Here is a 7,889-nt window from a genome sequence, read left to right on the forward strand (position 1 = left end):
GCGTTGAGGTCCGACTCTAGACGGGCTTCGCCCGCACCAACAGCCTGCGGTGCGTCGTCGTAGGTCTCGGGGTGCGCCCATCAGGCACGGACATGGGGGAACATGGGAGGTGTCGGACATCACGCCCGGCCTCGAACCCTGCCACGAATCCCGACGTAGTCGAGGAGTTCCCTTGTCCGCGCACAACAACGACGCCACCAACGACACCGCCCCCACCCAGCGGGTCCGGGTCATCCGGGAGGGGCTGGCCTCCCACCTGCCCGACATCGATCCCCAGGAGACCGACGAGTGGCTGCAGTCCTTCGATTCGGCGCTGTCGGCCAACGGTCAGCAGCGCGCTCGCTACCTGATGCTGCGGCTGCTGCAGCGCGCCCGGGAGACCGGCGTCGGCGTCCCCTCGCTGACCAGCACGGACTACGTCAACACCATCCCCACCGAGCAGGAACCGTGGTTCCCCGGCGATGAGGAGACCGAGCGCCGCTACCGGGCGCTGATGCGCTGGAACGCCGCGGTGATGGTGCACCGCGCGCAGCGGCCCGGCATCGGCGTCGGCGGGCACATCTCGTCGTTCGCGTCCTCGGCCAGCCTCTACGAGGTCGGGTTCAACTGGTTCTTCCGCGGCAAGGATCACCCCGGCGGCGGCGACCACCTCTACATCCAGGGCCACGCCTCCCCCGGCATCTACGCCCGCGCGTTCCTGGAAGGCCGCCTCTCCGAACACCAGCTCGACGGCTTCCGCCAGGAGCACTCGCACGCCGGCGCGGGCGGTGGCCTGCCGTCCTACCCGCACCCCCGGTTGATGCCGGACTTCTGGGAGTTCCCGACCGTGTCGATGGGCCTCGGCCCGATGAACGCGATCTTCCAGGCCCGGTTCAACCGCTACCTGCACGACCGCGGCATCTCCGACACCTCGCAGCAGCGGGTGTGGGCGTTCCTCGGCGACGGCGAGATGAACGAACCGGAGTCGCGCGGACTGCTGCACGTCGCCGCCAACGAAGGCCTGGACAACCTGACCTTCGTGGTCAACTGCAACCTGCAGCAGCTCGACGGCCCGGTGCGCGGCAACGGCAAGATCATCCAGGAGCTGGAGGCGTTCTTCCGCGGCGCAGGCTGGAACGTCATCAAGGCCGTGTGGGGCCGCGAGTGGGACTCGCTGCTGCACGCCGACCGCGACGGGGCGCTGGTCAACCTGATGAACACCACCCCGGACGGCGACTACCAGACCTACAAGGCCAACGACGGCGCCTTCGTCCGCGAGCACTTCTTCGGGCGCGACCCGCGCACCAAAGAGATGGTCAAGCACCTCACCGACGACGAGATCTGGGGCCTGCGGCGCGGCGGCCACGACTACCGCAAGGTCTACGCGGCGTACAAGGCCGCGACCGAGCACCACGGGCAGCCGACGGTCATCCTGGCCAAGACGATCAAGGGCTACAGCCTCGGACCGCACTTCGAGGGCCGCAACGCCACGCACCAGATGAAGAAGCTGACGCTGGACGACCTCAAGGCGTTCCGCGACAGCCTCCGCATCCCGATCAGCGACGACCAGCTCGACCCCTACGAACCGCCCTACTACCACCCCGGCCAGGACTCCCCGGAGATCCAGTACCTCCAGGACCGCCGCCGTCAGCTGGGCGGATACCTGCCGGAGCGCCGGACCAAGGCCAAGCCGCTGGTGCTGCCCGGGGACAAGGTCTACGAGGTGATCCGCAAGGGCTCCGGCAAGCAGGAGGTCGCCACCACGATGGCGTTCGTCCGGCTGCTCAAGGACCTGGCCAAGGACAGCGAGATCGGCGGCCGGATCGTGCCGATCATCCCGGACGAGGCGCGGACCTTCGGCATGGACTCGATGTTCCCGTCGCAGAAGATCTACAACCCGAACGGCCAGCTCTACACGCCGGTGGACTACCAGCTGATGCTGGCCTACCGGGAGAGCGAGACCGGGCAGATCATGCACGAGGGCATCAACGAGGCGGGCTCCACCGCGTCCTTCACGGCCGCGGGGACGAGCTACGCCACGCACGGCGAGCCGATGATCCCGGTCTACATCTTCTACTCGATGTTCGGCTTCCAGCGGACCGGCGACGGGTTCTGGGCCGCCGCCGACCAGATGGCGCGCGGGTTCGTGCTCGGCGCCACCGCCGGGCGCACGACGCTGACCGGTGAGGGCCTGCAGCACGCCGACGGGCACTCGCAGCTCATCGCCGCGACGAACCCCGCGGTGGTGGCCTACGACCCGGCGTGGGCGTTCGAGGTCGCGCACATCGTCAAGGACGGTCTGCGGCGGATGTTCGGCGAGGACGCCGAGAACGTCTACTACTACCTGACCATCTACAACGAGCCCTACCAGCAGCCGGCGGAACCGTCCGACCTGGACGTGGACGGGTTGCTGCGCGGGCTCTACCGGTATCAGCAGGCGCCTTCCGGTTCCGGGCCGCGGGCCCAGCTGATGGGCTCGGGCGTGCTGCTGCCGGAGGTCATCAAGGCAGCTCGCCTGCTGTCGGAGGACTGGGGAGTGCGGGCCGACGTGTGGTCCGCGACGTCGTGGGCGCTGCTGCGCCGGGAGGCCGAGCAGGTCGACCGGCACAACCTGCTCAACCCGGGCGCCGAACCGCAGGTGCCGTACCTGACCAGCGCGCTGTCGCAGGCCGAGGGACCGGTGGTGGCCGTCAGCGACTGGATGCGGGCGGTTCCCGACCTGATCCGGCCGTGGGTCCCCGGCGAGATGGTCAGCCTCGGCGCTGACGGCTTCGGCTTCTCCGACACGCGCCCGGCCGCGCGGCGGGTGTTCCTCGTCGACGCCGAGTCCACCGTGGTCGCGACGCTGGCCGCCCTGGCCCGGGCCGGGCAGGTCGACCAGGCCACCGTCGTCGAAGCGGCCCGCAAGTACCGCATCGACGACGTCCAGGCCGCCGGCCCGCAGACCTCCGATCCCGGAGACGCCTGACCCTCCGCCGACACCGATCCGAGGGCCCCGGTGGCCCCGCGTTCCCATCGCGGAGCCACCGGGGCCTTCGCCGGCGAGGTGCGGTTCGTCGTGCTGCACGGGTGTGAACCCGGTTTCAGGGTGGGTTTCGTGCGGGCCGGGTGTGATGGAGTGGGCTGGTGCGAATCGCGTGCATCGATGGGGACGGGATCGGACCGGAGCTGATGGCCAGTGCCCGGGAGGTTCTCGGGGCTGCGGCCGAACTCGACGGGCTGGCCGTCGAGTTCGGGGCCGAGGCAGGCGGCGCCGGGACCTACCTGGAGACCGGTGAACCGCTGGCGGCCGGGGCTGTGGAGCGCTTCCGGGGCGAGTACGACGCGGTGCTCAAGGGCCCGGTCGGGCTGCCCGAGGTGCGCAAGGCCGACGGGACCGAGGCCGGGGTCCTCGGCGGTGTGCTGCGCAACGGCCTCGACACCTACGCCAACGTGCGCCCGGTGCGGCTGCTGCCCGGCGTCCGAGACGCCGCAGACCCCATCGACTACGTCGTCGTGCGGGAGAACACCGAGGGCTTGTACCTCTCGCGCGGCAGCGGGGTGCGCAACGAACGGGCGGCCAGCGACCAGCTGCTCATGACGCGGGTGGGCGTCGAGCGGATCGTGCGGTTCGCCTTCGAGACCGCGCGAACCCGCAACGGCGCACCCGTCGACGGAGTTCAGCGGGTGACCTGCGTGGACAAGAGCAACGTGCTGCGCAGCTTCGCGTTCTTCCGCGACATCTTCGACGAGATCGCCGCCGACTACCCGGACGTCGAGGCCGATCACCGCTACACCGACGCGGCGGCGCACGACCTGGTCGCCGTTCCAGGCCACTTCGACGTCCTGGTCACCGAGAACTTCGTCGGCGACATGCTCAGCGATCTGGGCGCGGCCACGGTCGGCGGGCTCGGGATGTGCCCGTCGGGCAACATCGGCGAGACCACCGCCTACTTCGAACCCGTGCACGGCAGCGCACCGTCGATCGCCGGGCAGGACAAGGCGAACCCGACGTCGCAGCTGCTCACCGCGGCGATGCTGCTCGACCACGTGGGTGCCGCCGACACCGCCGCGCGGATCACCAGGGCGGTCGAATCCGCCTACGCCGACCGTGCCGTCGAGCTCAACCCCGACGGCACGCCGGGCTGCGGGACCAAGGGCGTCACCGCAGCCGTGCTCACTCGGTTGCGGTGACGGCTCCGGTCCGGTCGCGCTGGGCTCGGGCCGTGCGGGTCCAGGTCCACCAGCCGTGGACCACCAACCCCGCGAACACGAGGTAGATGGCCGCGCTGAAGTAGAGCCCGGAAGCGATCTGCAGCGGCACGCCGACGGCGTCCACCGCGAGCCAGACCAGCCAGAACTCGACCAGTCCCCTGCCCTGCGCCCAGAACGCGACGCCGGTGCCGATGAAGATCCAGGCGTCCGGCCAGGGCGCCCAGGAGGCGTCCAGCGCCGTCAGCAGCAGCGCGAACGCCGAGGTGCCCGCGGCCAGGACCGCGATCAGCACCAGCCGCTCGACGCCGCTGGCCTTCCGGATCGCCACGCCGTAGACCGGGTCGCTGCGGCGGGTCCAGGCCCACCAGCCGTAGACGGAGATCAGCAGGATCACCACCTGCCGGACCGCCAGACCGCCGAGGTGGGCGGAGGCGTAGACGGCGAACAGGAGCACGGTCGCCGACACCTGCACCGGCCAGGTCGCCACCCAGCGCCGTTGCGCGAGGAACACGACCGCGAGCGCGCAGAGCTGGCCGACGAGTTCCGCCCAGGAGATCTTCTGGCCCAGCACGGTGATCCCGTTGCCGAGCAGCCATTCGGCCACCACTTGCACGCCCGCTCCTCCCACCGGGTGCGCCGGGGTGTGCGCGGGCGACCGCGGAGCGGGCGAGGCGCGGCAGGAGCTGCCGAGGGTCGCGCACCGCGATGGCCCGTGCGCGCCTCTCATCCGGACTTTGACCGTCGGTTCCGGAATTCCACCGGATCGGCCGGCACCAACGTGGTGCCGGTTCGCGGACTTTCACCGCCGGTTCGGAGTTTCACCGACCCCGGAGCGCACGAGTTCGTACTGCACTGAGCAACATCCTGCGCTGGTCGATCTGTTCCGCGAGGCGTACGTGGGTCGGATCACACCGTGGCGACACCCACCGATGGCCGATCGAACACCCGTACCCCGATCGCCTAGACTTGATCGTCCGCAGCTGAACGAGGGGGTAACGCCGGATGAACGACACCGACCGCGCCATCCTCGCCTTCGAACTCGAGCACTGGCAGTACCAGGGCAACAAGGAACGGGTCATCCAGGAGCGCTTCGGGTTCTCACCGAACCGCTACTACCAGCGCCTCAACCGGCTGCTGGAGGAGCCCGAGGCCTTAGCCCAGCAGCCCGCGCTGGTGAAGCGCCTGCTCAACCGCCGAGACCAGCGCGCCCAGAGGCGCCGCGCGGTCTAGGAGCTGTTTGTGAATTGCTTTGCGTGGCGGTGCGGGTAGCGGAAACCCCCGAAGGGGAAAGCGCAGCGCCTTCGTGGACTCCGTGCGCCGCTCCTGATGTCTTCCGCTTACCCAGGGGTGGACATCGGCATCCCGGCGTACTCGCCACGAAGGCGCTCAGAACCCGCGGCGGTGCCGGCTGAGTCCCACACCTGAAACAACGGCTCCGCCGCACTCCTCAACAAGTCTTAGATCCGCAGCCCGCCCCGCGAAGGCTCAGGCCCCTGGGGCTGGTTGGCGCTGCTGCTGGATGCGCACCAGTTCGGCGAGCAGCGGTGCGGCCTGATCGGCGGGCAGGGCTTCGAAAGCGGCCTTGATCTGCTCCGGCCCCTGCTGCTGAGCGGCCGGCTGGTCACCGGCGGCCGTCTTGTTGACCAGGTCGACGAGCATCGCGACGATCGTGCGCGGACCAGCCGCGGTCTGCCAGCCCTGGATCTCTCCCTGGGGGCCGCGCGGGCCGAGCAGCTCGTGTTCCAGGCGCCGCAGCATCGCGTCCTGTTCCGGGGTCATCTCGTCCTCCTGGTCCTTGGTCACGAGGTCGGCGCGGAAGCGATCCATGTCGACGTGGCCCGGGTCGATCTTGCCGGTGACGCTGGTCTCCTTGTGCCCGCGCGCCGCCTCGAACGGCCGACCGAGGTGCCGGAGCACGGCGACCGTCGCGGAGAGCGCGGCGGCGTGCTGCTCGGGACTCGGCCCCTGCTCGACGCCCTGGTAGTCCCATTCGAAGCCGACGTAGAGGGTGTTGCCGTCACCGGCGGGGTTCGGGCCGGACGCCTTCGCCTCGCCCGCGTGGTTGGCGCGGCCGGCGGCGATCACGTGGACCGCGCCGTCGTAGCCGATCACCGCGTGGCACAGCGGACCCTTGAGGTCGCTCCGCCCGTCGATGCACAGCTGCACGCTGGGAGCCGGGTTCTCGTAAGAAGCGGCAGTGGCCGTGTGGTGCTGCAGAACGCCGACCGGAGCGGCGGGCTGCACGCCAGAGGCGCTGCGCTCCTGCCAGCCGGGCGTCTCCACGACGGTCAGGCCGGCCGCGCGGAGCACGTCGGCGAGCCACACGAGCGGTAGTGCCACCGGTGATCACCCCCAATGAGATCCCGATGACCATGGTGTCCGTTCCGGGCGCCCGCCCGGAACGGCCAAGAGCGTGAAAAATCGGGACCCACCGATGGGTGAGCCCCGATTCCTCAGCGTCGCTTCACAGGGTTCCGCTGTGCCCCTGAGCGCCCGGAGCGGCCTGTCCCGAACCGGACTCCGGGGTGCCCGCCTGCTGCGCGCCGCCGTCGGCCTTGCCGCCGAACTGCGACTCCGCGCTGTCGAGCCAGCGGTGCCAGCGCTGCTGCATCGGCTGGATGAGCCCGCCGCCGACACCGACGATGACCACGCCCGCGGCCGCCGCCAGCACCGCCACCAGCACCGGAGTGGTGACGGTGACCGCGATGCCGATCTGGTTCAGCGCCGAGATGATGCCCAGCGCCAGGATGAAGCCGAAGGCGATCTTGCCCAGCACCGGACCGACGGAGCGGTTGCCCAGCGAGCTGGTGATCAGGTCACCGACCGCGCGCCCGATCGCACCGGCGACCAGGACCAGCACGACGGCCACGACGATGCGCGGCAGGAACATCACGACCTGGTCGATGAGGTCCTTCACCGCGTTGGGGCCGAATGCGCTCAGCGCCAGCTGCAAGAAGATCAGCAGGATGAAGTAGTGGATGAGCTTGACGAGGATTCCGCCGACGTCGATTCCCGACCCGGACGTCATGTCGTTGAGCCCGGACTTCGCAAGGAGCTTGTTGAAACCCATTTTGTTGAACGCCATCTGAACAGCCTTGGAAACGGCCTTGGCGATGAGCCAGCCGACCAGCAGGATGATCAGGAACACGACGAGCTTCGGCACGAAGGTGGCCACGGCGGACCAGGCCGCGGACAATCCTTGTTGGAGGGCTCCCATATTTCTCGCTCCTCAGTAAAACCAGAAAAATGTACGACAAATTCGCGTCCGGCGAATCGTTCTCGATCATCAACTGCGCGGCAACTCCGACAGGCTCCACGTTCGGACGACTGTTGTAATTCGTGCGAGTGAATTATTCGAGACCGTTGATGACTCTGTGAATACGAATTCCCGGCGGGTGAGAGTCACCTCGTCCTCGCGCTCCCCGCGTCCGCGCCGATCTCAGACATGCGATTCTGTCGGCATGAGTACCGAAGACGCTGGTGAGCGGGACACCGGTACACAAGATCAGGTGTGCGCGGCGACGCTGCGGCGGCTGGAGCGCGCGTCCGGAGGACTCGCGGGCGCCAGCATCACCGCGATGGAGCAACGACTCCCCTGGTTCCAGCGGCTCCCGGCGGACCAGCGGGCGAGCGTGCAGCTGGTGACCCAGACCGGTGTCTCCAACTTCGTCTCCTGGATGCAGGACCCCAGCCAGTCGATCCGGCTGACGGCCGAA

Annotated in this window: 6 protein-coding genes, 1 pseudogene and 1 riboswitch; of the genes and pseudogenes, 4 read left to right on the forward strand and 3 right to left on the reverse strand. The window is 69.3% G+C overall.

The genetic code is table 11. The features are described from left to right. Nucleotides 1-172: 172 nt before the first annotated feature. Together aceE and FHU35_RS21620 are read left to right on the forward strand one after the other, a co-directional pair. Nucleotides 173-2,947, forward strand: a complete 2,775-nt coding sequence (gene aceE / locus FHU35_RS21615) for a pyruvate dehydrogenase (acetyl-transferring), homodimeric type (RefSeq protein ID WP_145742555.1) — start codon at nt 173-175, stop codon at nt 2,945-2,947. Between the two features lie 158 nt (nt 2,948-3,105). Further along, nucleotides 3,106-4,152, forward strand: coding sequence for an isocitrate/isopropylmalate dehydrogenase family protein (locus tag FHU35_RS21620; RefSeq protein WP_246110471.1), 1,047 nt, complete (start codon nt 3,106-3,108; stop codon nt 4,150-4,152). Here the strand turns inward: FHU35_RS21620 and FHU35_RS21625 are convergent. Then, complete coding sequence (locus FHU35_RS21625) at nt 4,136-4,786, reverse strand: nicotinamide mononucleotide transporter family protein (RefSeq protein ID WP_145742557.1); 651 nt, start codon at nt 4,784-4,786, stop codon at nt 4,136-4,138. The two genes, FHU35_RS21620 and FHU35_RS21625, sit on opposite strands and share 17 nt — an antisense overlap. Nucleotides 4,787-4,884: 98 nt before the next feature. Further along, nucleotides 4,885-5,012, reverse strand: a riboswitch (FMN riboswitch). Between the two features lie 163 nt (nt 5,013-5,175). Between FHU35_RS21625 and FHU35_RS21630 the strand changes: the two genes are divergently transcribed. After that, on the forward strand, nt 5,176-5,403 hold the full coding sequence (locus tag FHU35_RS21630) for a DUF3263 domain-containing protein (protein WP_145742560.1): 228 nt from the start codon (nt 5,176-5,178) through the stop codon (nt 5,401-5,403). A gap of 255 nt (nt 5,404-5,658) precedes the next feature. Here FHU35_RS21630 and FHU35_RS21635 read toward each other — a convergent pair whose 3' ends face one another. Further along, the gene (locus tag FHU35_RS21635) at nt 5,659-6,513 is read right to left on the reverse strand and encodes a peptidoglycan recognition protein family protein (protein WP_145742562.1); all 855 of its coding nucleotides are present in this window, start codon (nt 6,511-6,513) and stop codon (nt 5,659-5,661) included. A 124-nt stretch (nt 6,514-6,637) separates the two neighbouring features. Further along, nucleotides 6,638-7,390, reverse strand: a complete 753-nt coding sequence (locus FHU35_RS21640; RefSeq protein WP_145742565.1) for a mechanosensitive ion channel family protein — start codon at nt 7,388-7,390, stop codon at nt 6,638-6,640. A gap of 244 nt (nt 7,391-7,634) precedes the next feature. Here FHU35_RS21640 and FHU35_RS21645 point away from each other — a divergent pair. Then, nucleotides 7,635-7,889 (forward strand): annotated as a pseudogene (locus tag FHU35_RS21645) (PucR family transcriptional regulator); the annotation flags it as partial.

It is taken from the genome of Saccharopolyspora dendranthemae, from assembly GCF_007829955.1.
Lineage (GTDB): Bacteria > Actinomycetota > Actinomycetes > Mycobacteriales > Pseudonocardiaceae > Saccharopolyspora > Saccharopolyspora dendranthemae.